General features: G+C 36.6%; 23 protein-coding genes. 2 read left to right on the top strand and 21 right to left on the bottom strand.

Annotated elements, in window-relative coordinates:
- The first annotated feature begins 104 nt into the window (after positions 1-104).
- Positions 105-1733, top strand: coding sequence for a C45 family autoproteolytic acyltransferase/hydolase (locus ACGHIN_RS08390; protein ID WP_390452514.1), 1629 nt, complete (start codon positions 105-107; stop codon positions 1731-1733).
- Positions 1734-1815: 82 nt separating this feature from the next.
- On the opposite strand, the gene ACGHIN_RS08385 is transcribed toward ACGHIN_RS08390, so the two are convergent.
- The 16 genes from ACGHIN_RS08385 to DarG all read right to left on the bottom strand — a co-directional run bounded on the left by ACGHIN_RS08385 (position 1816) and on the right by DarG (position 14422).
- A complete protein-coding gene (locus ACGHIN_RS08385) occupies positions 1816-2988 on the bottom strand; it encodes a DUF2062 domain-containing protein (RefSeq protein ID WP_390452501.1) in 1173 nt (390 codons plus the stop codon).
- Between the two features lie 4 nt (positions 2989-2992).
- Complete coding sequence (locus tag ACGHIN_RS08380) at positions 2993-3478, bottom strand: hypothetical protein (protein ID WP_390452499.1); 486 nt, start codon at positions 3476-3478, stop codon at positions 2993-2995.
- A 5-nt stretch (positions 3479-3483) separates the two neighbouring features.
- Positions 3484-3855 (bottom strand): 3-hydroxyacyl-ACP dehydratase, encoded by a 372-nt coding sequence (locus tag ACGHIN_RS08375; protein ID WP_390452498.1) that lies wholly within the window; start codon positions 3853-3855, stop codon positions 3484-3486.
- 3 nt (positions 3856-3858) lie between these two features.
- Entirely contained in the window at positions 3859-4494 is a 636-nt protein-coding gene (gene lolB2, locus ACGHIN_RS08370) for a flexirubin biosynthesis protein LolB2 (RefSeq protein ID WP_390452497.1), read from the bottom strand.
- Complete coding sequence (lolA2, locus tag ACGHIN_RS08365) at positions 4460-5086, bottom strand: flexirubin biosynthesis/transport protein LolA2 (RefSeq protein ID WP_390452496.1); 627 nt, start codon at positions 5084-5086, stop codon at positions 4460-4462. Before lolA2 ends, lolB2 begins: the two co-directional genes overlap by 35 nt.
- Positions 5087-5271: 185 nt before the next feature.
- Positions 5272-6039, bottom strand: coding sequence for a polysaccharide deacetylase family protein (locus ACGHIN_RS08360; RefSeq protein WP_390452494.1), 768 nt, complete (start codon positions 6037-6039; stop codon positions 5272-5274).
- Positions 6040-6183: 144 nt separating this feature from the next.
- Complete coding sequence (locus ACGHIN_RS08355; RefSeq protein WP_390452493.1) at positions 6184-7245, bottom strand: beta-ketoacyl synthase N-terminal-like domain-containing protein; 1062 nt, start codon at positions 7243-7245, stop codon at positions 6184-6186.
- Complete coding sequence (locus ACGHIN_RS08350; protein WP_390452492.1) at positions 7242-8441, bottom strand: beta-ketoacyl-[acyl-carrier-protein] synthase family protein; 1200 nt, start codon at positions 8439-8441, stop codon at positions 7242-7244. The genes ACGHIN_RS08355 and ACGHIN_RS08350 overlap by 4 nt, the downstream gene beginning before the upstream one ends.
- A 92-nt stretch (positions 8442-8533) precedes the next feature.
- Positions 8534-8791, bottom strand: coding sequence for a phosphopantetheine-binding protein (locus tag ACGHIN_RS08345; RefSeq protein ID WP_390452490.1), 258 nt, complete (start codon positions 8789-8791; stop codon positions 8534-8536).
- Positions 8792-8896: 105 nt separating this feature from the next.
- Positions 8897-9439 carry a 3-oxoacyl-ACP synthase gene (locus tag ACGHIN_RS08340; protein ID WP_390452488.1) on the bottom strand — a complete coding sequence of 181 codons (543 nt, stop codon included), beginning with the start codon at positions 9437-9439 and terminating at the stop codon, positions 8897-8899.
- The gene (locus ACGHIN_RS08335; protein ID WP_390452486.1) at positions 9436-10596 is read right to left on the bottom strand and encodes a beta-ketoacyl synthase N-terminal-like domain-containing protein; all 1161 of its coding nucleotides are present in this window, start codon (positions 10594-10596) and stop codon (positions 9436-9438) included. The genes ACGHIN_RS08340 and ACGHIN_RS08335 overlap by 4 nt, the downstream gene beginning before the upstream one ends.
- Complete coding sequence (locus ACGHIN_RS08330) at positions 10593-11021, bottom strand: acyl-CoA thioesterase (RefSeq protein ID WP_390452485.1); 429 nt, start codon at positions 11019-11021, stop codon at positions 10593-10595. Before ACGHIN_RS08330 ends, ACGHIN_RS08335 begins: the two co-directional genes overlap by 4 nt.
- A complete protein-coding gene (locus tag ACGHIN_RS08325; RefSeq protein WP_390452483.1) occupies positions 11011-12276 on the bottom strand; it encodes an ABC transporter permease in 1266 nt (421 codons plus the stop codon). Before ACGHIN_RS08325 ends, ACGHIN_RS08330 begins: the two co-directional genes overlap by 11 nt.
- A complete protein-coding gene (locus ACGHIN_RS08320) occupies positions 12266-13021 on the bottom strand; it encodes an ABC transporter ATP-binding protein (protein ID WP_390452481.1) in 756 nt (251 codons plus the stop codon). Before ACGHIN_RS08320 ends, ACGHIN_RS08325 begins: the two co-directional genes overlap by 11 nt.
- A 1-nt stretch (position 13022) precedes the next feature.
- Complete coding sequence (gene darH, locus ACGHIN_RS08315; RefSeq protein WP_390452480.1) at positions 13023-14018, bottom strand: BtrH-related acyltransferase DarH; 996 nt, start codon at positions 14016-14018, stop codon at positions 13023-13025.
- The gene (gene DarG, locus ACGHIN_RS08310) at positions 14015-14422 is read right to left on the bottom strand and encodes a flexirubin biosynthesis protein DarG (protein ID WP_390452478.1); all 408 of its coding nucleotides are present in this window, start codon (positions 14420-14422) and stop codon (positions 14015-14017) included. The genes darH and DarG overlap by 4 nt, the downstream gene beginning before the upstream one ends.
- A 216-nt stretch (positions 14423-14638) precedes the next feature.
- On the opposite strand from DarG, the gene ACGHIN_RS08305 reads away from it, so the two are divergent.
- Positions 14639-17551: a M16 family metallopeptidase gene (locus tag ACGHIN_RS08305; RefSeq protein ID WP_390452477.1), complete on the top strand. Its 2913-nt coding sequence runs from the start codon at positions 14639-14641 to the stop codon at positions 17549-17551.
- 317 nt (positions 17552-17868) lie between these two features.
- Here ACGHIN_RS08305 and ACGHIN_RS08300 read toward each other — a convergent pair whose 3' ends face one another.
- The 5 genes from ACGHIN_RS08300 to ACGHIN_RS08280 are packed head-to-tail and all read right to left on the bottom strand — an operon-like array spanning position 17869 to position 24496.
- Complete coding sequence (locus ACGHIN_RS08300; protein WP_390452476.1) at positions 17869-18312, bottom strand: hotdog family protein; 444 nt, start codon at positions 18310-18312, stop codon at positions 17869-17871.
- Positions 18312-18743 (bottom strand): hotdog family protein, encoded by a 432-nt coding sequence (locus ACGHIN_RS08295; protein WP_390452475.1) that lies wholly within the window; start codon positions 18741-18743, stop codon positions 18312-18314. Before ACGHIN_RS08295 ends, ACGHIN_RS08300 begins: the two co-directional genes overlap by 1 nt.
- Positions 18743-19882, bottom strand: coding sequence for a dialkylresorcinol biosynthesis protein DarB (gene darB / locus ACGHIN_RS08290; protein ID WP_390452513.1), 1140 nt, complete (start codon positions 19880-19882; stop codon positions 18743-18745). Before darB ends, ACGHIN_RS08295 begins: the two co-directional genes overlap by 1 nt.
- Positions 19883-19884: 2 nt before the next feature.
- Positions 19885-20799, bottom strand: coding sequence for a dialkylrecorsinol condensing enzyme DarA (locus ACGHIN_RS08285; protein WP_390452473.1), 915 nt, complete (start codon positions 20797-20799; stop codon positions 19885-19887).
- Between the two features lie 43 nt (positions 20800-20842).
- The gene (locus ACGHIN_RS08280; RefSeq protein WP_390452471.1) at positions 20843-24496 is read right to left on the bottom strand and encodes an MMPL family transporter; all 3654 of its coding nucleotides are present in this window, start codon (positions 24494-24496) and stop codon (positions 20843-20845) included.
- Positions 24497-24735: the final 239 nt, after the last annotated feature.

Genomic DNA, 24735 nt, shown 5'->3' with positions numbered 1-24735 from the left:
TGAATGAAGCGCCGCGTAACGAAGAATCTCAACAAAGAAAAAGAGATTTCTCCTTTCGTCGGAATGACAAATATTTCGTACAATTATTTCTCAACCTTTTCCTCATTCTCAATCTTATTTCCTGCGGTATTTCAAAATCCGTTCATCATCTTCCGGATATTAATCAATATACACTTGAAATCCCTAAGGTCAGCAAAATCAATGATTCTACTTTTAGGTATAACCAAAATTATTTAACTAAAAACAAGCAACAGCTTTGGGAACTTTATATACAGGGAAATCCTTTACAATTAGGTTATAATAATGGGGCCTTGACTCAGGATTTAATGCAGAAACAGGAAGAAATATTTTTCTCTAAAGTGGAAGGTTTTGTCCCATCCAGGTTCAAACAAAAGTTATTAAGAGGCTTTTTGAAATGGTACAACCGGAAAATGTATCTCAATGTAAGAGAAGATTATCAGGCGGAACTATACGGATTATCCCAATATTCATCAGAAAAATACAATTTCATTGCTCCTAAATATTTGAGAAGCCTGTATTTGCATGGAGCTCATGATATTGGGCACGCTTTGCAGGATTTAGCGATGGTGGGCTGTACTTCTTTAGCTGTTTGGAATGAAAACACAGAAGATGGAGATTTACTGATTGGCAGGAATTTCGATTTTTATGTCGGGGACGATTTTGCCAAAAATAAAGTTGTTGAATTTGTAAAACCTGAACAGGGAATTCCATATATGTCCGTAAGCTGGCCGGGAATGATCGGTGTAGTTTCAGGAATGAATCAAGAAGGAATTACCATTACCATCAATGCCGGAAAATCAAAGATTCCTTTAACGGCAAAAACGCCTATTTCTTTAGTCACAAGGGAAATTTTACAATACGCTAAAAATATTGATGAGGCGATTACCCTTGCCAAAAAGAGAAAAGTTTTTGTTTCCGAATCTATTCTCGTGGGAAGTGCCCATGATAAAAATGCGGTAATTATTGAAGTTTCTCCAACCAATTTCGGGGTTTACAGGGTTCAGAACTCAAGCCAGGTATTTTGTACCAATCATTTTCAGTCAGAAGCCTATAAAAATGATCAAAGAAATCAGAAGCATATTATAGAAAGCCATTCTGAATACCGTTATGAAAAGCTTCAGGAACTTTTACAACAAAATAAAAAGCTGAATCCGGAAAAAATGGCTGCCATTTTAAGGGATCAATCCGGCTTGAAAGGAGAGAAGATAGGCTATGGAAATGAGAAAGCAATCAACCAGCTTTTGGCACATCATGCCGTTATATTTTCGCCCCAGAAAAAGTTGGTTTGGGTTTCTTCAAATCCTTATCAGCTGGGAGAATTTGTCTGTTACGATCTGAATGAAATTTTCTCCGGTAAAAATTTACAGAAGGGTGAATTGGCGAAATCACAGATGAATATTCCTGAAGATCCATTTGTACATTCTCAGGAATTTAAAAACTATGAGCAATATAAAATCCTGAACTCTGAAATAACCAATGCCATTCATGAAGATATGTTGCTTACAGAAGATTTTATCAGCCATTATCAAACGTTAAATCCTGATTTTTGGGAAGTATATTATCAGACAGGCAGATATTATTATCAGTTAAAAGACTACCAAAAAGCAAAAGCTGAATTTGAAAAAGCACTGACAAAGGAAATCACTACGCTTCCGGATCAGGAAAATGTTGAGAAGTATTTGAAAAAGACGATGCGCAAACTGAAGCCGTAATTGTCATTCCGTTGGAATTCTAAATATTATTTTTCTTGACTTTGAGTCAGGAGCAGAATAACTTATGAAAACTAATATTTCATTAATTATTCTCCGGATTAAGTTTATGCAGAAGCAGGTAAGTTGCAATTCCTGTAAGAGCAGACATTGTTGTGGCAAGAATTGCACTTCCGATCACATATTGCAGCAGATTATTTTTTACAAGATCGAAATTGAATTCCTGAGTCAGGATATTACTGTCTCCCTGCACAAACGGAGCTCCCAGAAATAAGGAAGCAGCAATGATGAAGGGAATGAACGGCGGCAGACTGATATTGGATGCGACGAAAGCCAGTACTTTATTCAATTTGAAGAGTACCGCTAATGAAATAACGAGCAATGTATGAAGTCCCCAAAACGGAGACAAACCGATGAAGATTCCCAATGCCACGGAAAATGCCTTCGTGCGGTTGCTGCCGTCACTTTCAAGAACATCTTCTTTTATGAACTTTTTAAAGCTTTTTTTTTTGAAATTATTCACGAAATTTCTCGGAATAATGTAAAATAAAGTGATAATAACCAGAATCGTATTCAGAATGCTGATCCTCGTAAAATCTTTAAACGGCCTGAAATGAGAAACCCTCTCAGCAGGATCATATAAAACTTTCACCGGAACATTTTTCACGGGGACATGTCTCCATGCAGTTCTTACAATGATCTCGATCTCGAATTCAAACTTTGGGGTAAAATATTTTTTCGGAATTCTGTGTAAAGGATATAAGCGGTAACCGGATTGCGTATCTTCAAGCTTAATTCCTGTTTCAAACCAGAACCAGAAATTAGAAAAACGGTTTCCAAAACTGCTTTTCTTGGGAATTCCATCCTGAGACATATTTCTGTTTCCAATCAGCAGAACATCTTCTTTTTCCTGAAGCAAGGCTTCCACAAAAACAGGAATGTCATCCGGATAATGCTGCCCGTCGGAATCAATGGTGATGGCATAATCATATCCCAGTTTCTTAGCCTTCCTGAATCCGGTTTTAAGTCCATGGCCTTTCCCTTTGTTTTCGGGCAAGGAAATGACTGTAATTTGAGGATAAGTACTCAGAATTTCCGCAGTAGAATCGGTAGAACCATCATTAATCACAATGATATTTCCGGTGTAATCCAAAACACCGTCTATCACTCTTTGCAGAGTTTTTTCATTGTTGTAAGTAGGGATTAAAACACTTATTTTCTTTTCAGAAATAGCGTTTTGTACTTCAGGGATGGTCATTGTTTTATTTTAATAAAGCTCTGTCTGCAGCCGTAAAAGTTTTAGACTGTGAGGCAAACCTTTTAATATAGTTTTTTAAAGCGGTATTCTGTTTACTGAAATTATTCAGGAGAAATGTTTTATCAGCTTTTAAGCTGGAATGATAGCCCACAATCTTCGGGAGATTTTCCTGAACACTTAATCGGATCAATCTTAATTCTGCATTATTAGGATTGTTTTTAATAATACTTTCAAGGTTGGTAGCCCCGGATTTAATAAATGATTTTCTCTTATTCTTTTCTGTAGTGATCTTCGCTTCCATGATTTTAGCAGCGGCCTTATATCCCGAAGTTACAGCATCAGAAGAAGACTGCTTCTCCGTAAGATCTATAAAATTCTTTGTATTGGCAACAGACTGATTGGCTTTTGCATAGCTGTTTCTCAATGCATCGATATCTGCAGATTGAAAAAAAAGAAACAATCCTGTTAATAGAGATAAGAGAAGTTTCATACGGTCTATTTATTATAATTTACTGACATTTTTAATGCAATAGTCTCGCCAAAAGATGTCGTATTTTTTACTTTAACTTCTCCTTCACTTTCGTTAATATCCAGTTGAAGTTTCAGTTCAGGATTTTCAACAGGATTAATGATGGCCATAAACTTTACATTGGAAGCCGATTTTAAGAATAATTTGGAACCGGTAAACTCTTCCGTAAGTTCTTTTACGATCTGCATCATGCAAACTCCGGGAGTTACAGGGTTTCCCGGAAAATGCCCTTTGAAAATATCGTGATCTTTATTTAATCGGATATGGGCAATGAAGCTTCCGTTCTCTGCCTTTTCCGAGGATTGTAACGTATAAAAATCTGTAAGAATGGTTTGCATCAGTTATTCGGTTTCAGTTATTTGAACAAGTTTAATATTGATCTTAAAATCTTTATGCTGAAGATCGATACTATCCGCGAAGATATGTTTTTTTGCCTCAAAAGTAAAATCGATTTTTTCCTTATTATTTTTCGTATAAATGATGGTATTTAACAAACCGTTTTGTTTATTGAAGAATAAGTAACAGGCTTTTTTATCAGTTTTAGAAAGGTAGATTTTCGATTGATTGTTTTCAAAACTTTTGCTTACCGGATACTGCCTTTTCAAAAGCTGCTGGAAATCATTTCTCAGGAAATTAATGACCATTTTCTTATCCAGATCAGGGATCACATAATTGACCTTAAAATCTTGATCTGAAATCTCAAAATCGATCAGTTTGTTCCCGAAATCAGAAGTTAAGGCAACACGGTGCGTCGTTTCATTAAGTTTCTTGATGATCAGAATTCCGCTAACGTGATTTTTATAAATATCGATCTGACATTTATAGACATAATCTTCACCGGAAGAAAAATACAGATTTTCAACTACCGTTTCGGCATTGGAAACAGGGGTTGCATCCGTAAGCTGAAAGGTTTTACATGAAACCAACAGCAACAATCCACAACTATAAAGAAAATTCTGAAGCAGCGATCGGCGCATTGATCTTGGTGTTTTTGAAAACAATATTCGTAGTATCTCCTGAAGCTTCCAGCATATTCACCTGCGAAACCGTAGATTGATTTTTAGGGAAATACAGTTCAATCTGTTTAATGTATTTTAATAATTGTGAAGACTTCGGAGTGAATTTGGCAATGTTGAAATTCGCATTTTTAAAATAGCTTACCTTGAACTCCGGATCATTGAACATTTTCCCGTTTGAACTTCCCACGATCAGTTTATTGATCTTCTCAAAAGTTTTGCTCTTAGCATCTACAGAAGATTTCTTTCCCTGATCATTAATGAAAATTTTATTGTCTTTAAAAACAATACTGTATTGATAAGGTTTTGTATACCTCCAGCTTAGCATATTCGGAGATTTTAAAGACATTTTGCCGTAGGTCACAATGTTTTTATCCAAAAAATCCATCTTTTTGGTTTGGATAAAGTCACTCTGCAATGTTTTGATCTGTTGGGCTCCGGAAGAAACCTGAGCGACAAATGCTTTAGCTTCCGTTCCTGTCATGGCCGTATTTTGACCCAAAAACAGGCTTGAAACTAATAAAAATGCTCCGAAAGCAATATTTTTAATCATTTTCTTAATGTATTAATTTAATCACAAAAGTTACAAAAGATGATGAAGTTTAAACACTTTAAAACTCTTTAAGCTCAATACTTTGAGAATAAAAGTTCACATACGCTTAAAAATCTTTGATTTTTCAAAAAACTCATGTGTTCTTCTAAAGTGTTAATTTACTAAACTCAAACTTACTTAAGTGTTTAAAAAAGCTTTTGTGACTTTTGTGGTTTAGATATTATTGAATCCACCGTAAAAGTAGAATACTTTTTCTCCTTCAAAAATAGCAATAAATTGACCAAAACGTTATAGGTCTTTTCAGAGGTGTCATGAAGCAAAATAATGTTTCCTTTTCTTACCCCTCTGGTAACTCTTTTATAAATTTTCTTTTCGTTGTCAGTAATGGTATCTAAAGAACGGACATTCCAGCCGATGCTTTTTTTATGAGTTCTTTTAATCGCTTTGGCGATATTCGGATTGGTAACTCCAAAAGGAGGACGATATAAATCCGTAGTGATATTTCCGACTTTAGAAATGATCTCATCACATTTTTCAATTTCTTCAACCATCTTTAAAGTGGATAAAAATCCTGTTGAATTGGAGTGGGAGAGTGTATGATTTCCAATCGTATGTCCTTCCGCAATGATCCTTTGAAAAGTTTCAGGATATTGCTCAATCTGTTTCCCGATGCAGAAAAAGGTTGCTTTTACATTATTTTCTTTTAAAATATCTAAAAACCTGGGAGTAAATTCAGTCGGGCCGTCATCAAAAGTAAGGGCAACTTCTTTACTTCTTGTTCTTTTGTGCGTAATACTATTGACGAAATATCCTAATCCAATATCAAAAGAACCCCAAACTACGACTGCGGAAAAAGCCAGAAAACATACCAGATATACCCAAAAGCTCCCGTGGAACGCATAAATAAATACGTTACAGAAAAGATAAAACAGGATAAATGGATAGTGTTTCACTTTTTACTTCGGATTTTGTTGTTGCTCATAATCGTTTGTCATTCAGAGCGAAATGAAATGGAGCGAAAAATCCATCATGTTATAAATTCTTCCTTCGTTAGAATGACAAATGTTCTGCTTAATGCAAATTTACGGTTTTGCTCATTAAGCTTTCCCCAACAACATTAAACTATGGTCATTTCCGGATAAATGATTATAAAGGAGAATATTTTTAACCCCTTCTTTCTTCACTGAATTGATCATCATGATTTCCGGAATCTGCTGATTTTTCAAAATATGACAGGCCATAAAGGTTGAAAAACCACTTGCCGTATTGAATTCTCCACTCAGATGTTTATAATATAACATTGCTGAATTTGGAAATAGATCCATGGCTTCCGTATAATAAGCATCAGATTTTACATCGCCGCTGAAACCTAAAATAACCGCATCAATATCATGATGGGTAAGATTGTTTTTAGCTAAAAAATCTCCGATAAAGTTTTTAGCCTCATCGTGTTCAATTTTGTTGCTGATCTGAATATCCTGAAGCTGTGCATAAGAATTCTCCGTTTTTTCTTTGCCTACAACAAAGAAACTCGATCCTTCTCCCCAAATAACACCTTCTGTTGTGGAATTCAGATGATCAAAAGGTAAATCTTCTGATTTTTTAATCGTATTATTCAGTTTATAAAGTTCCATCGTTCTGTCCGTCTGTTCATCCGTAGAACCAACGAGAACATTTTCGGCTTCTCCGTCATTGATCTGAAGTTTGGCATCCAACAAGGAGAACTCCAGGGAAGAAGACGTATTCACGTACGTAAAATTATAAGCGTGACATTGCAAACCTAAAGCGATCTGCCCTGCAACGGTATTGTGGGTGGATTGAATAAAAAAAGTGGGAGTCAGGAACTCTTCATTGTTATCAATTACATTTTTTAAAAACTTTTCGGAATCCTGAGAACAGCCCATCCCGGTTCCTACAATAATAGCATCCGGGTGCTCAATTCCAGCTTCTTTCAAAGCATAATGGGAAGCCACGGAGCTCATTTTAACTGTTTTAGACATCCTTCTGATCATTGCAGCGGGAATGAACTCTTTGTAATTGGGTTCAATGGCTTTAATCACCTGAGTAGAGTTTTCAGGAGTAAGATCTTGAAAGAAATTTTCATTTAAAGTATCCTGAGCCGAAATGCAGGAAGCACTGTTGATGTATACTGCACTCATGATTTAGAGAAAATTAAGGTTGAACAATTTCCACCAAACCCGAATGAATTGGAAAGGACATGATTGATATTTTTCTCTTTCAATTCCGTTACGGGAGTTAAATCAAATTCTTCCATTTTTGTTTTAAAATTCAGATTCGGGAAGATCATATTGTGCTGCATTGCTAAAATTGAAAAAACCGCTTCAATTCCTGCTGCTGCCGCCAATGTGTGACCTGTAAATGCTTTTGTAGAGCTAAATTCAGGCACTTGGTTTTCTCCAAAGATCCGAATCATCGCAATTCCTTCCGATAAATCATTGTTGGGAGTTGCCGTTCCATGAACATTGATGTAGTCTATATTTTCCTTTTGAAGCCCGGAAATGTTTAAAGCCTGCTGCATCGCTAAATAAGCACCCTGTCCGTTTTCCGAAGAAGCGGTTTGATGATGAGCATCATTGGCATTTCCATAGCCGGAAAGATAAGCGAGTACCTTTTTATTTTCCTTTTTTACCACTTCATCCGATTCTAGGACTAAAAAAGCGGCGGCTTCGCCCAGATTCAATCCTTTTCTGCCGTTATCGAAAGGAGTATTATAAGAATCGGTAAGAATCATCAGGGTATTGAATCCGTTCAGGGTAAATTTTGACAGGGAATCTGTCCCGCCAACGATCACACGATCCAAAACTCCGTTTTTAATGAGTTTGGCTCCCATCATAATGGCATTGGCTGCGGACGAACAGGCAGTACTGATGGTAGAAACCATACCTTTTAAACCTAAATAGTCTGCAATTGCCAATGAGGAATTTCCTGCGTCATGGGAATCAATATATTTTTGCTTTTCAGGGAAGTCTTCGTAAGAGTAGAAATACTTTTCGGTAATATCCATTCCGCCTACACTGGTAGAGGAAATCAGTCCGGTTTTGTACTGATTGATATTTGAAATTCCGGCATTTTCTACAGCTTCTTTGGCAGCAACCATCCCTAATAAAGAAGTTCGTGTTACATTATTGTCTTCAGAAAGCTGAAGTTTCTGTATTAGCTCTTCATTAGATAATTTTATTTCACCTGTTTTAATTGCTCCGGCGCGGCGTGTTTCAAACAATTCAATGTCTGAAATCCCGTGTTTGCCGGATTGAAGTGATATAAGATTTTCCTCCACATTGTTTCCAATGGAAGAAATGATGCCCATTCCCGTTATGGCAATTTGATGACCCATGGTTTATATATAAATGTAGCAATGTATCAATTTGGCAATATAACAATATTGGTAAACTGGTACATTGTTACACTGTTACACTGTTACATTAATTACTTTGTTCTGTTTTCTTCGATGAATTTTGCCATTGTATCGATAGATTGGAAGATTTCTTTTCCTTTTTTTGGATCAGATAATTTAATTCCATAATCTTTATCCAGAAGCACGATCAGTTCCAATGCATCAATAGAATCCAATCCCAGCCCGCCTCCGAATAACGGATCAGAATCTTTGATCTCCTCTACGGAAACGTCTTCAAGATTTAATACTTCGATAATTTTGTGCTTCAATTCTGTTTTTAAGTTTTCCATAAATAATTAATTTGAAAATATGCTAATTTGAAAATTCGAAAAACAGGCTAATTATTACAGTACTTTTTACATGTTCAAATTAGCATATTCTCAAATTCTCAAATTTTATAATGTTAACAAATATACGAAAGCTTTATAACTTTCCTGATAGAGTTCCACCCAACCGCATAAAACCTTCTCCGCCTTTCCAGATAGTAAAATCTGGTGGGAATACTCGTTTAAAAAATCTTCATCAAATTCATCCAATACAAAAAAAGCATTTTCAGTTTGCATTTGATGTTTAATACTGATCTCACCTACACAAATGTTAGGTAAAGTATACACAAAAACAGCAGGACTCGGGAAATAATTTTCCTGAGAGTTAATACTTTCCTGGTATTTTGAATCTGTATCCAAGCTGGATGATCTGTTGGCGAAAACCAATGCCGTTCTGCTGTTGTCTTTGTCTTTCAAAAGAACTTCGGAAGCAAGGAATGCGAGTTTACTTAAATTATCCATTTTATGAAACTTCGGATAACTGATCTCTAAACTTTTATACGCTTCTTTCGCGAACTCTGAAAAGGTTTCGTTTTGGCTTTCAAAAATAACGTTTCCATTAACGGTTATGGTTGAATGTTCTATGGTGCAGGTGTCTGTTTTCTTCATCATTTTCCTATTAACATTTTTTCTAAAACAATAGCAGCATTACATCCTCCGAATCCCGATGCGGTCTTCAAAATATAACTGATTTCCGCAGGCTGGCTTTCTTTAATAATATGTAAAGGTTGGGAAGTTCCCGGTTCTTCAAAATTTTGGGATGGAAGTAAGGTATTGTGTAAAGCACTTTCCATAGAAATAATGCTTTCCAGTAAACCGGATGCTCCCAAACAATGTCCGTAAAATCCTTTCATGCTGTTTAAAGGAACATGCTGTAATTCCATTCTGTTGAAAGCGATCGCTTCCATTTCGTCATTATATAAAGTGGCGGTTCCGTGGGCAGAAATGAAATCGATCTGTTCTGCAGAAACTTTGGCCTCTGTCATGGCATTTTTAATGCTTGCAAACAATCCGTCTCCTGTTCTGGATGGTCCTGAAATATGATTGGCATCATTGATGGCGGAATCACCGAGAATTTTAAACCTGGCTTTTCCGTTTTCCGATGGCATTGAGGTAATATAAGCTGCAGCAGTTGCTTCACCGATATTGATCCCGTTTCTGTTCTTATCATATGGTTTGCAAGGACCGTCCCCGATTGCCTGGAAAGAATTGAAACCTGAGATCACAAATTCTGAAATTTCATCACCGGCCACTACGAAAGCATCCTGATATTTTCCGGCTTGGATCATATTTTTGGCAACGGAAATCGCCATAACTCCGGAAACACAAGCGTTGGAAACAACGATAGGTTTTGTGTAAAATCCGAAAAAATCAGCAATTTTTTGTGCCAAGCCTGAAAGATAAATCCCTTCCGGTAATACGGATTGGTTTTTCAGTAAGCTGATGTTTCCTTTGGTGGTAGATAGAATGAAGGCTGTTTCTTTTGTAATGTTGTGCTTTTCCACCAAAGGTTTTAAACACAAAAGAAACATTTTTTCTAATCTTGTGAAACCCGCTTTGTCATTCTGAGTATAGCCGAAGAATTTACTGAACTCTTCTTCCAGTTTTTCAGAATCGATCATGGATGCATAAAACGCTTCCTGATTTTCAATGATCTTATGTAAAGCGACTCCGGACTGACCTTGTAACAAGGCACTCCAGTTGGATGCAACATTCATTCCCAAAGGGGTGACGCAATTATAATCTGTGATATAAACTTCCTTCCTCATGATAATCCCATTTTATCTTTCCAGTTTTGAAAAAATTCCGGATTGTATAAGCACAGATTTCCATCAGCGTCTAAGAATACCTGAATGGTTTCTCCGCTGCAAACCAGTTTATCCTCCTGATTGAAAAGCTCATATCTATAGATCAGCTTGGCTGAGGTAGAATTTACAAAAGTGGTCACAATTCTAAAGGTTTCGCCATATTTTAGAGGAAGAAAATGTTCGCAGGTGCTTTTTACAATAGGAGTTACGTAGCCTGCTTTCTGAATATCAAGATAAGTCAGCCCGTGCTGTCTTCCGAAAGCTTCTCTTCCGTCCTCGAAATAGACAATATAATGTCCGTGCCAGACAATTCCCAACGGATCTGTCTCATTAAAGCGGACTCTTACTTCTTCCGTACAACGTAATATATTTTCTTTAGACTGCATTTTTTTTCCTTTCGTAAAAAATAGAAATAGCTACCATCGCAAGATAAAACAAAAATAAGAATACTAATTCTTTAGCAATATTCCCGATCCCGCTATTTCTTAAAATAATATCATAATACGCATTCAGGCCCCAGTTCATGGGAGAGAATTTAGCGATACTCTGCATAAATTCAGGCATCAGAAAAACCGGCACCCAAATCCCTCCAACGGCTGCTAAAACCACTACTGATGTAGCACCAAAGGGAGCAGACTGTTCCTGAGTATCCGCAAGAGTTCCTAACAGAACCCCGAAACCTATCGCAGCTAATCCAGCAAATAAGGTCACAACGATCAACTGGAGCATTTTTCCTGAAACATCAAACGCAGGCAGATCCATATAAGGGAAAAGGTAAATTCCTACAGCAACCATCAGTAAAAACTGAATAATGCAGATAATAAGGTAGGTAAAGGTCTTTCCTAAAATATGAATGAAATAGGGAGTAGGGCTTACTCTGACCCTTACGCTGGTTCCCTGGCTTTTTTCTTTTACTAAATTGATGGAAAGGGGAACAACAATGAAGAAAATAGCAAAAAGTGTCCATGCCGGAACATTATGCTGAACAGAATTGGGAAGGACTTCCGCATCTCCTTTTTTAGGTGTGATCTCCTTAAAACTGATCAGGTTTTTGTTTTCTTCAAGATTTTCAGTGGTTCCCAGCTGGTCCTGAAATGCTTTATAGATCTTTTTATTTTCAATTTCAAAAACCATTTTGTTGACGGAATTCATCACAGAGCTTTTGAAGCCTGAATTGGTTGCGGGGTCAAAATACAGATGAATTTCTTTGGCTTTTGAAACAGTTTTCAGGGTAGCCGTTGAATCTGTTTCCAGTCCGAACGAGCTTACGATTTTCTGAACTTTGTTTTCAATATTGGAATTCAGGTCTTTCGTGAGGTTTTCCGGAATGACGATCGCCATTTGATATTCTCCTGAAAAAACTGCATTTTGAGCTGATTTTTCATTGAAATTGGTCAATAACTGGAAGGTTTTGCTGTTTTCCAGTTCTTTTTTTATGCTTTTGGAAACTTCGGATTTGTCGTTATCGATAAAAATGATCGGGATTTTTGATCCTTCCAGGTTTTTAAAGGTGGAATCCTGAATTAACGTTATGGTTACGATCAAAAGCAAAGGCATCACGAAAATAATGACGATTCCGCCAATATCTCTTTTCAGCAAAAGAATTTCCTTGACAAAGCTTCGCCACAATTTATACAACATCTCTCAATTCTTTTCCGGTTAATGAAATAAACACATCTTCAAGGTTTTCCGCATTGGCTATTTGGGCAATAAGCTCTTCCGGTGTTCCAATCGCATGGATTCTTCCTTTATCGATAATCGCAATTTTGGTACAGAATTCCTCCGCTTCAGAAAGGTGATGGGAGGTGTAAATGATACAGGTCCCGTTATTATTAAGCTCTTGCAAATAATCAATAATCACTTTTTTAGACTGAACATCCACTCCAACGGTGGGCTCATCCAGAAAAAGAACTTTAGGATTGTGCAGTGTTCCTGCGATAAGGTTGCAACGGCGTTTCATTCCTCCTGAAAATTGGTCTACTTTTTTATCGGCAAATTTTGATAACCCCATAATTTCTAAGGATTCGTCGATGGTTTTGTGAAGTTTTTTATGCTGCAAACCATATAAGCTTCCAAAAAACATCAAATTTTCTCTTGCTGTCAATGTAGGGTAAAGTGCATATTCCTGTGGAACAATACCAATAATCTGTTTTATTTTAAAGCTGTGTTTCTGAGGAGATAACCCGTTGATCTTGAATTGTCCAGAAGTAGGTTTGATCAAGCCCGAAAGCATAGAAATTAAAGTGGTTTTTCCCGCTCCGTTAGGTCCGAGAATTCCGTAGATTTCATTCTTATCGATATTCAAAGAGATATCGTTTACAGAAAACTCGTCAGAATTTTTGTATTTTTTATATAGGTTTTTGATCTCAATAATATTTTCAGCCATTTCAGATCGCTTTTCTCAATTTTTTATAGAAGGCTTCTTCCAGATCCGCAATATGAAGCATCGATTTTGAAAGCTGGTTGTAGATATCACTTTTGGAATTTCTGTTTTTATAGACCCTTGCAATATCTACAGCAAAATCTCTCCAAAGATCACCGATCATGGTAATTTCTTTAGAAAGTTCTTTTAATTGATCATTTTTAAGAATTTCAGCAGCTTCCTGTAAAAAGGCTCCGTAAATAAATCTGAAACCTCCGCCTCCGGTCCCGATTTCTTCCTGCATTCTGATCAGCTGTCCCAAATAATGGTTGGTTACTTTGGTCCCTTTTTTCTCAGCCCATTTCGGGATACTTTTAGCTACCCATCTTATGGCTTTTACCCCGATCAGCGGAACGGGAGCCAGCATGTTTTTACAGGTATCCTTAATTCCTTTTTTAATGGCTCCTTCCAGGTCTACACTTTCAGGAACATAAACAGGGTAGTACATATGGCCTTTCGGAGGAAGTGCTCCTTTGGCATATCTTACTTTTTCCAGTTCTTCTTCAGAAAGGGAGGTTACATAATCCATCACAGGGTCGCTGATTAGGAATTTTCCGTCTTCTTTTCCATACACTACCAAATTGTGGGCATTGAAATGGAATTTATATTCTTCAGGAAAGTAAGTAAGGTTAAAAACCCCCACCTGTAATCCTGTCGGGATATTGTTTTCTAAGTTTCTTTCTAAAGCTGTCTGAGCTTCTTTGGGATTGGAGAATTTTTGTCTTTTGATCTTAATTCCCAGTCTTTTGGCTGCTTTGCTGAAAATCGCTCCCGGCATCGGACGATAACTGAAACCCGGTGCAAAGTTCACCTTCAAAAAAGGAAGGTAAACAAAAAATAATCCGGAACCTATTCCGAAAATCATGGGCTCGCTTAGCTTGAGTCCTTTATATAGCAGTAAATTAGAGGCAACACCGTTTTCGCAATGGGCAGTCTGATGGTGTTCAAAATTCAATTTCATTTTTTTCCGTCAAAGTTTTTTAATTCATCCACTGAAATACCGAAAGCATCGGCATATTTTTTCAGCACGTTTTCGCTTAGTGTTTTAAATATTTTTGGTTTTGTGTGTCTTTTTACACGCCATTGCCACATTCCTACATAGGCTGCAAGCACACTCAGGTCCATTTTATTCAGTTCCATGAAATAAATAATGGGACTCACTTTATGATCGGCAACATTTTGTCTGGCTTCTTCAATTCTTTCATGAATCAATTCCATAGATTCATCCAGGGCTGCTTTTTTAGCTTCCCAACCAATGCTGTTTGCCGTGGTATAATTATCATTTTCATCAGTTACATACAACACTTCGGTCATATTGGCTGATTTCAGATTACTTTCATCCTGAGGAAGGTCTTGTTTTTTCATCTAAAAAAAGATATCAGTTTAAACACCTGTTTTTTGTGATTACTTTTAATCAGTTGGCTAAAATAGTGAAAATACATTATATGTTGATCATATTAATCCTGGCCAGATTTTTCCCGGGAAACATGGGGTGGTAATATGCTTTTTTACTGCTTGTGTAACAAATAGTTCATTAAGTAAGACTAATATTTTTTAAAGAAATTGATTAAATATATCACTATGAAGAAATTTTTTATTTCTGTATCGCTATTCTGTATGATCAGTGTGATGGCTCAGAAATTTGATACTCAGAAGCTTACGGATGACCAAGGATATACATATGAGACTGTAAAGAATGATAAGTCTGGTGTGAGAGTATATACCTTAAAGAATGGCTTGAAAGTATATCTTGCCAAGAATGATGATGCTCCAAGAATTCAGACCTATATCCCGGTAAGAACGGGATCTAATAATGACCCTAGTGACAATACAGGATTGGCGCATTACCTTGAGCACATGGTGTTCAAAGGAACATCTCATTTGGGAACTCAGGATTGGGCAAAGGAAAAAGTCTTGCTTCAGCAGATTTCTGATCTTTATGAACAGCACAAAGCTGAAAAAGATCCTGCTAAGAAAAAAGAGCTTTACAAAAAAATAGATGAGGTTTCTCAGGAAGCCTCTAAATATGCCATTGCGAACGAATACGACAAAGCGATTTCATCATTGGGAGCTACGGGAACCAATGCGCATACCTGGCTGGATGAGACGGTTTATAAAAACAATATTCCTTCCAATGAGCTGGAAAAATGGCTTAAAGTGGAAAAAGAACGTTTTTCAGAATTGGTTTTACGACTTTTCCACACGGAATTAGAAGCGGTTTATGAAGAATACAACCGTGCTCAGGATAATGATGGGCGCCTTGTAAATTATGCATTAATGAACGCCCTTTTTCCGAAGCATCCCAACGGGCAGCAGACAACCATCGGAACTTCAGAGCATTTGAAGAGCCCTTCAATGGAGGCTATTCATAAATATTTTGACACCTATTATGTTCCTAATAATATGGCCGTTGTTTTGGTTGGGGATCTTGATTATGATAAAACAATCAAATTGGTAGATCAATATTTTGGAGGATTCAAATATAAGGAGTTACCAATGAAGAAAATGGTAACGGAAGAGCCCATGACAAGCATTGTGACCAGAACGGTAAAAAGCCCGACAACTCCAAGAATGACCATTGCCTGGAGGACCGATTCTTATGGGACTCAGGAAGCCAGGTTGGCAGATATGGTTGCCGATATTTTAAGTAACAGAGGGGATGCAGGTCTTATTGACCTTAATATCAATCAAAAGCAAAAAACTTTAGGAGCCGGAGCTAATGAATCTCCGTTTAAAATGTATGGTTCTTTTACACTTACCGTAACTCCGAAAGAAGGACAAAGCTTTGATGAAGCTAAAAAATTACTGTTTGATCAGTTGGAGCTTGTAAAAAAAGGACAGTTCCCGGATTGGATGCTAAAGGCAATCATTAATGATAAAAAAGTTCAGAGAATGAAAAGCTGGGAAACTGCTGACGGCTTGGCAACCAATCTCTATGACTCTTATATTAATGAGAGAACTTGGGAGCAGGAGCTTGATGAGATCAATCAATATGAAAAAATTACAAAAGCAGATATCGTAAAGTTTGCCAATGAGTTTTTCAAAGAGAATTATGTAGTGGTTTATAAGGAGAAGGGCGTTAATGATAAGCTCGTTCGTGTAGAAAATCCCGGAATTACTCCAATTAAACTGAACAGAGAAGCGCAGTCTCCCTTCCTTAAAGATCTTTTAGCAATGAAAGCTACGGAAATAAAACCTGAGTTTATTGATTATAAAGCAGCGATCCAGACATCACAGATCAAAGACAAGAAAGTGAGTTTTGTAAAGAATAAATATAACGAGATTGCTCAGGTAAACTACATTTTCCCTTTCGGAACAGACAATGACAAGGAATTGTCTCTTGCAGTTACTGTTTTAGAATACCTGGGAACAGATAAGTATTCCCCGGAACAACTGAAAGAAGAGTTTTATAAATTGGGAATATCAAACAGCTTTAGAACTTCCAACGACCAAACCGTGATCACATTAAGCGGACTCGAAAGCAATATGCAGAAAGGAGTAGAACTTATGAATCATTGGCTGACAAACGTAAAAGCAGATAAAACCATCTATGATCAGACCGTAAAAGCTATTTTGGAATCCAGAGCTGTCGCTAAAAAAGATAAGAACAGAATTATGGCTGCTCTTAATAACTATGCGAAGTATGGAAAAGATTCCAGAATGACGGATATTATTTCTAAAGAGCGTCTACAAAGTATTGATGTGAATGAATTGATGAAAAAAGTAAAAACCATCAACCAATATCCATACGAAGTTTTCCTGTATGGACAAGAACAGAAGAGTCTTGAAAAAGCTGTGAAGCCTTACATCGTAAATACAAGCCTTCAACCTGCAAAAGCTAAGGAATATCCTGAGCCTGCAACTGAAGGAAAGGTATACTTCACGAACTATGATATGGTTCAGATGGAGATGTCCAAAGTAGCCAAAGGAAACAATGTAAACCTTGGAAATTTCGGGAAAGCTAATGTTTTCAATGAATACTTCGGGCGCGGATTGTCTTCTATCGTTTTCCAGGAAATCAGGGAGAGTAAATCGTTAGCATATTCTGCTTACGTTTCTTATGCCAATGCTACGGAAAAAAATCATCCGAATTATGTAACGAATTATATCGGAACACAGGCAAACAAGCTTCCTTTAGCAGTGAATGCAATGAATGATCTGATGGTACAGTTGCCGCAAATTCCAACCCAGTTTGAAAATGCGAGAGGTTCTGCTTTAAAGCAAATTGCATCCAACAGGATCAACAGAACGAATATTTTCTTTAATCAGTTAGCGCTTAAAAAACTAGGGGTTGATTATGATATCAGAAAAGATGTTTACGCTGAAATCCAGGGATTAACATTACCACAGCTTACGAGTTTCTATAATACGGAAATCAAACCTGTGAAATATAATACAGCCATTATCGGAAAAAGAGAAAACCTGAACATGGAATCCATCAACAAAATGGGTGAATTTAAGGAGGTAAGTCTTGAAGAGATCTTCGGATACTAAACTATATTAAATTAAAAAAAGGAGTGAGGTGAAATACCTCACTTTTTTTGTTGATTTTTATTCCCACAGATTTCATGGATTTAGCTAGGGTGTCAGTTCGAGTAATTTTTTGTAATAAAATGGAAAAAATGTATCGAGAATTTTAAAAAACAACTAATTTCTCGATACGATTTTTTCAAATCTACTCGAAATGACAATAAGGTTAAGGAAATTTCCCCAAACTTCAAAGTAATGATCTGTGAAAAACTTTTGTGATCTGTGGTTTTAAACAAAAAAGCCGTACAAAAAGTACAGCTTTGATATTGATTTAAATCTATTTACGATTTTATTTCCTGAATAAAAAGATTGATTTCAGCCCGGATCAGCAATTGATCATCATGAAATGTTTCACAAAAGATATTGCAGATATTTTCATATTGCGAGATCAGGGATGCTTTTGAAATGATTTTATCACCTACTTTCGGCAAAGAAAAAATCTCAATCTTCTTAATATTGGTGATGAAACCGATCACTCTTGTATCTGCTTCCGGGTTTTCAAAGAAACTTTGCCCGAGAATGGATGAACAGGTTTGGGCCATGTTTTCGATCAATCCTGATTCTGCGAACGTATTGTTATGGACGAAAACATTCTTTTCAGTAATCATGAATGACGTAATCACACTCTCCTTGGTCAGTTCCAGGATATAATCTGCCATCAGCATAGGCTGACGATGAGGTAAATAGTGATGTATATTGATGATATTGTCTTCCCTGATTTCCATTATTTTACAACCGTTTTCATTTGGGATTGTGCAATCACTGCACCATTTAATCTGGTGATGATATTCACTAGTGTAACACCCATGATTTCACTCAGAATTTCAACTTCTGAGGTTAAATGATCTTCCACTTTTGGCAATACTTCCGCTTCAAAAAATTTGATAGCACCGATATAGCCGGTAGGAGCTTCTTTTCCTGACAGATAAAATTTATATCCGGTGTGTAAAGCCACACTCTGAGCCTGATGCTCAATTAATCCTGAAGCCTGAAAAACACTATCCTGAACAAAAATATTATCTTCTTTGATCTTAAATCCGGAAATAAGATGATTTTCTGAGTATTCTAAAAGCTCATTCACCATTACGAAAGGAAATCTTTGCGGAATAAGACTTTCCACGAATTGCTGGTCAGATATCGGCAATCTGTTTTCCATTAGCACACCGTTAATAAAGCACAAGAATAAGCAAATCTTCCGCTTTCAGGAACGCAAAGCAATACTTTTTCGCCCTTTTTCAGTGTTCCGGAATTCATCAGCTCTTCCAGTGCAATGAAAATAGAACCAGCACCGATATTTCCAACTTCAGAAAGATTATAATACCACTTTTCCCATGGAAAATCCATTCCTTTTTTCGCAAATTCTTCCTTCAGTCCTTCTTTGAAATATCCTGAAGAAATGTGAGCCAGTACGTGATCGATTTTTTCTGGGTCTAACTGATGCTTATCAAAGGAAGCTCTTAAACTTTCCGCGCCTTTTACCAAAATGTACTCATCCAGCAATTTAGTGTCCTGTTTCAATGAAAATATCGATTGTTTCAGCCATTCGTCTGAAGGATAATCTGCCCATGATTGTAAGCTTCCGTCTTCCTGCTTTTCACAACCGGAGTACATGCACGCTTCAATTTCGTGAGCATAAGAATAGAAATCAATAAATTCCACTCTTAAAGATATGCTGTTTTCTCTTGGTTTGTTCTCTAATAACAAAGCTCCCGCTCCGTCAGAAAGCATCCATCTCAGAAATTCTCTTTTGAAAGCGATGATCGGTCTTTCTTCCAGTAATTTTAAATTCTCTGCTTCGTGGTTGAATTTATCTGCGGTCATCCATGATGAAAACCTTTCGGAACCTACACAAACAGCATTTTCCTTTACGCCTGCTTTCACAGAAAGGAAAGCATAGTTGAACGCATTCATCCCGGAATTACACAGTCCCATTGAAGTATTGATCTCGATGGATTTTCCCAGATTCAGCTCTCCGTGAACCATTGAAGCATGAGAAGGCTGGATCTGGTCTGCAGAAGTAGTTCCGCAGGAAAGCAGCTGCATATCTTCCTTCTTGAAGTTTTCATCAAAAAGTCCTTCTATTGCCTTTGCCGTGATCTGCGCATTGGTATGGGTAGGTTTCCCGTTTTTGTCCAATGCGTAATATCTGGTTGTTATTTTGTTGTTTCTTAAAATTAAAGCTCTTGCTTTAGATGGTTTGTCGTTTACCAAGCCAAGATACGTTTCCATGTCATCATTAGAAACCGGTTCATTGGGTAAGTATGTTGAAGCTTTTGTTATAAATACGTCGTTCATCATTATTTTAAATTTATTCCTTGTAAATACTCTCTTTCTTTTCTTCTTTTAGTCCAGAATAATGGACCCAGCAATATATGAAAAATCAAAACAATAGGTGATATGATCCAGATTGCCGCCATCAAATATACCTTAAAGAATTTTACCAGCATTGGTCGCTTTTCTTTTTTCTTGATGATGAGGTTGGACCAAACCGTGAAGATTTTGTTTCCTACCTTTTCCACTCTCACGAGGAAAGGGCGGATTTCAACGGCTCCGTTTTTCACCAGTTCCGGTTGCAGATTTTGCAGATCGTTGTTTTCAAAATGCTTTTTAATGACCTCACCATATTTTCCGGCACCGGCAATTTCTTCCTCCGAAACTCCGGCAGCGGGCAGCATCCCGGATTTTTCTTTTTGTCCTGTCGTCAGCCAGCGTAAGATCGTCAATACACTGGTATAATTATCATGCCGGTCTACCAAAGCAATATTTCCTACAAGTTGGGCTTTCAGATCTCTTAGATATACTTTCAGTTTTTCCTGGGAAAGCATCCACATATTTCTCGTTCCGGAAACGGTAACGACAGGAGTGTCTTTTAAAAGATTTTCCGCATAGCCACTTTTCAGGAAAGAAATGATTGGGATGGAAGGTGTTAAATACCAAACCTGATATCCGAAAATGATCAGGTCATATTTTCTGCCCAATATTTCCGGAGAAGGTGGATGGATTTCACTCGGGATTTGTAGGTAAGACTCCGGAAACGTATTAAAAAAAACATCACTTGGCCACGGAAAAGGAAAATCTTTCTTGAGTTGAATGTTATAGTAAGTAACCTGGTATTCCTCCTTTTTATCTTCAAAAGGTTTTGCTACATTTTTCACAATATCCTCCAGCTGCCCGGTTTGTGAATAATATATAACAAGTATGTTTTTTTTCATTACTATTTTTTAACGTTTACAAAAATATACTTTTCAGATGTATTTAGTGTTTTTTGAAAATTTTTATTGCTTCGGTATCCAATTCCTTCTGATAATTGCCGTTTTCAAAACCAGGTTCTTTTACATTCAGGAAAATAACGGTTTCCGGTAATGCTGAAATAGTATTGATCTCAAAGCTTTCATCTGAAATCAAAAGCACATCAATCGTCTTATTCACTTCTGAAATATTCTTGAGATAATTCAACTTTCTTCTTTTTACCAGATAATTTTGCTCTGCAATTTCCCTTTTTTCTTCATTTTTTATCCAGCTGAATATTTTTCTGCTTGCCTGATAAAGGGTGAGTAAAACATCCTTTTGTCCAAAATCATCCGCAATATGCAGAACGGTGGCGTCTTTCGGGATATGCTTATTCAGTTCAAAATAAACTAATTTATGAGCGTTAAAATCTTCTTTTACTTCTTTTACGACTTCATTATCTTTATACAGATAGGTGAGGAATAATTTCTTTCTGAAATAATTTTCGTCCTCAATCTCGTTTCTCAATTGAGCAAATTCCCTTCTGAAATAGCTGTTGATTTTCTTTGTCCTCTCTGAATAATTATTGCCAAAGCCCGCATCATCTTGTTTGATCCTGTCACCTACTTTTACCGTAATGCTTCCATCATAAATGATGAAATCTCCTTTAGGAAGGACTTCAGAATTTCCGTGAATATAAAGTGGTAAAATATCCAGGCCGAACTGTTCAGCCAGATAAAAAGCTCCTTTATGGAATCTCTTGATGTCATTAGTGTAAGAACGCTCCGCTTCAGGGAAAACAACCAGAGAATATCCCTGATCCACTTTTTCCTTTAATTTTTCCATCCCGTTTTCTATTCCCTGGGAAACCGGATAAAAGCCCAGAGCCCTTACCATTTTCCCAAAAACAGGAGACTGATAGACCCAGTCATTCACCAGATACACAATTTTATGAGTGGTCATGGCGATAGCTAAAGTATCCAAGAAAGAAGTATGATTGGCAATAATGACTGCAGGTTTACTGAAATCTTCCTTGCTATTTATAATCACCTTTTTCTTTACAAATGGATTCGAAAACAAGACGGAAGTTAAAAACCTTGCCATTAATAGTTTAATGAAGTTTAATGTTTTTCCTTTGGAATTCTTCACAAAAAAACTTCCGAACACGGAGAAGAATAATCCTCCCAGTCCATAATATAAAAAGGAAAGCACTGAATGTAAAAACAATCTGAATGTAATTGGAGAAAGTCCCTTTTTGGCTCTGTTGATAATCAGGAATCTGAACCAGAACGGATATAATGTGGAAGTAATAATGATCACGGAGAACATTCCTATTAAAGCCACCAGTGCTAATGAATGCAATGCCGGATGTTTGGCAAAGATCAGGGAGCCGATGGAAAGAATGGTGGTGAAAACAGCCAGAATAATGGAAATTCTATACTTGGGAAGCTCATTTTTCCCCGTTGTATGTTCTTTCTGCATAGCCTTCGTGAGGAAAATACTGAAATCGTCTCCGACTCCGAATACCAATGTACAGACAACGGTACTGAAAATATTAAGTTCCAATCCTAAAAAGTATAAAATCCCTGCCGTTACAATTCCTGTTAAGACAATCGGAAACATGGTAAGAACTGTCAGTTCAAAGTTTCTGAAGAAAACAATGATGGTCAGAATGATGGCAAGAAGAGAATAATTGATCAATGTATTAAAATCCCTTTTCAGTAAGCCTAAAAAGTTTTCATTCATTTGCTGGCGATCGATGGCTAAAACGTCATGCTTCTTTTCAATATCTTTAATAAAGGCATCTCTTTTCTTTTCATCCACCTTTACAACATTGGAAACAGTATGAAATCCATTCTCACTGCTCAAAAACTCCGAGACCTGTAATGCTTTTACTTTTTCATAGTCATTTACACTTAAGGGAGAGTAGTCTTTACTTAAAACCTCATTGAACTGAGAAAAAGCGGATGGGTTGAACCCGAATTTGTTTCCGTTATTCACTAACTCAGAAATGGTCTGATTTTTTTTATTCTCGTTCCAGAACTTCTTCCATGTTTCTATTTTCTTTTGCTGATCCTGTTTGGATAAAACAACATTCCCTAAAGAATTATAGCTTAAAATCTTGCCTTCCTGCTTTTCTTTTTCTAAAAACCGGCTCAGTTGAGAGTTTCTGGACAGTGCTTCTTCTTCAGAGTTTCCGTAAGAAATGGTATAAATGGACTTGGACGTGATGTCTGAAAGCTTTTCCAGCTTGGCTTCACTGATCTTTAAATCTTTCGGGATATAATTGAGATCACCAATATCTTCATTGAATCCAACATGTCTGAAACCGAATAGACAGGCAATAATCACCAAAGAACACCCGATAATCAAAAACTTGTTCTTTTCGTAAGGATAAGAACCGATCTTATCAATGAAATTGGTATTCTCTTTTTTTTCGTTTTCTTTTGGATGGTATAGTTGTGGTATAATAATTAAAGCCGAAAAAGAGGACAGGATTACTGTGATGGAAGCAAAAAGTCCAAGGTCTTTCAAGGCTTCGGAACGTACAAAAACAAGGCATAAGAATGAAAGGGCAGTTGTGGCGCTGCTCAATATAATAGGTTGTGTGATCTCTTTATAAAGCTCTTCAATATTATTATTGTGCTTGTAATGCGTGAGAATATGAAGCGCATAATCTATCGTGATCCCGATAAGAATAGCTCCTACACTTAAAGAAATAGCTGAAATTTTATCCTTAATAAAATACAAAACCAGCAATGCTAATAAAACGGAAAATACTGTCGGAAGAAAAACAATAATTGGAGTAAAAAAATTCCTGAAATAATACATCAGCAGAACAAAAAGCACTGTTATGGAAATCAGGACCGTATTCTGAATGTCCTTTTTAATCTGTTTGGCATTGGCCACAGCAATCACCGGAGAACCAAAATAACTGATTTCCGTTTTCCCTTTGAATTGCTTATTGATATTGTCTTTTATTTCATTCAGCTGATCAACAAATGCCTCATTATTTTTAGTGTCGTTGCTTTTATTTTTGGGTTCAATGAAAAGCAGGAGGTTTTTACCGTCTTTGGTGACGATGTAGTTGTCTTCCAGCCTGAAATCTTTACTTATATTTAAAGCATTAAGCTTTTTTATTCCTAAAAAGGTAATTCCCAACGGATCTTTTTTTATAAAATCTTTGGTTACCAGGCTCGTAGGAGATACCAGCGAAACATAATTGCTTTCTACCTGTTGGGCAATACTGTCCTTTTGGAGCTTTCTTTCAATTTGCTTATAATCATTTTCGTCCAGAAATAAAGGGAGATTCTGGTTGATAAAGTCAAAGGTTTCTGAAATTTCATCATCATTTACTTTCCCCTGAACCGAACCCACATATTTTTGAAGAGGCTCCAGTTTCTGTAAAAAGGTATCCGCGGTTTCGGAAAGCTGAAAGCTGTCTTCACCGGATTTGTTTTCAATAATAACGATAATTTTATCTGAAAAGTTGAGTTGCTTAAGAACCTTTGCCGTAAGATCAGACTTTTCATTTTTAGGAATAATCTGATTAATATCTTCTTCAAAATTGATTTTCGAAGCAAAATACCCGCACAATAGAGCAATACCCAATGCAATCCCTACAGCGGGAATTCTGTTTTTGGAAATCAGGTAATATAAATAAATGAAGAAGCGATGCATTGCATTATAAATCAGGTTTGCAAATTTAAATTTTTAAGCATTAGTTCAAAAGTTTTACCGATAAGTTTTCACTGAAAATCAATAAAATATTTCTAGGTAAAATGAAAAAAACTTATACTTTTGCAAAAGTTCCCCTTATTTAAAATATATTTAAACAAAATTTTACAAAAAATGATGCTGTTTTGATATGTTAAAACCAATTGATGAAAAAATAAACGGATTTTTATTTATAATAATAT

The sequence above is a fragment of the Chryseobacterium barbadense genome (assembly GCF_042849955.1).
Lineage (GTDB): Bacteria > Bacteroidota > Bacteroidia > Flavobacteriales > Weeksellaceae > Chryseobacterium.
Note: the sequence above shows the minus strand (reverse complement) of the source record. Positions and strands in the feature narration are given on the sequence as shown.